Source organism: Pseudomonas sp. RA_35y_Pfl2_P32 (assembly GCF_963970735.1).
Classification (GTDB): Bacteria; Pseudomonadota; Gammaproteobacteria; order Pseudomonadales; family Pseudomonadaceae; genus Aquipseudomonas.
Map to the genome: position 1 here is coordinate 1 of NZ_CAXAQF010000291.1, position 471 is coordinate 471.

At 67.7% G+C, this 471-nt stretch carries 1 protein-coding gene; it reads right to left on the reverse strand.

Annotated elements, in window-relative coordinates; genetic code table 11:
- The coding region (locus AACY45_RS28335; protein ID WP_339548778.1) for a DUF882 domain-containing protein at positions 1-471 on the reverse strand (471 nt) is incomplete at both ends.

Below are 471 nucleotides of genomic sequence, written 5' to 3' on the forward strand. Positions count from 1 at the left end.
CCGCCGCCGCCCAGAGCGAGAGCTGCGCCGTGCAGCCGGTCGAGCGTCACGCCGGGCACCATGATGTCGGTCGCCTTGCCCAGCATATGCTGGCTCTGGCTGGCGACGCCGGTATGTTCGCCGCCCTTGGCACGGAGCGCGGCGTTGGTCGCGGGCGAGCGATAGCCCGAGATCAGATTGATCTTGCTGCCGCCGCTCAATTCCAGCTTGTCGCGCAACTGTACGAGCAAGGCGAGCAGACGGCGGTCCATCACCGTCGATTCACCGGTGCGCCAGTCGCGCAGGCCATGGTTCAGCTCGGCCAGCCCCTCGGGCAGGAAAGTCCCGTTCCGCGCGAACAGCGCATCGACGGTTTCGTTATTGTGGACGTTGCGAATGGCGAGGCGCCATTCCGTGCCGACCGCCATCGCCGGAAAAGGAAGCGCAAGCGCCGCACCGCCAACCAGCGCGCCGCCAAGCATCGCGCGTCGG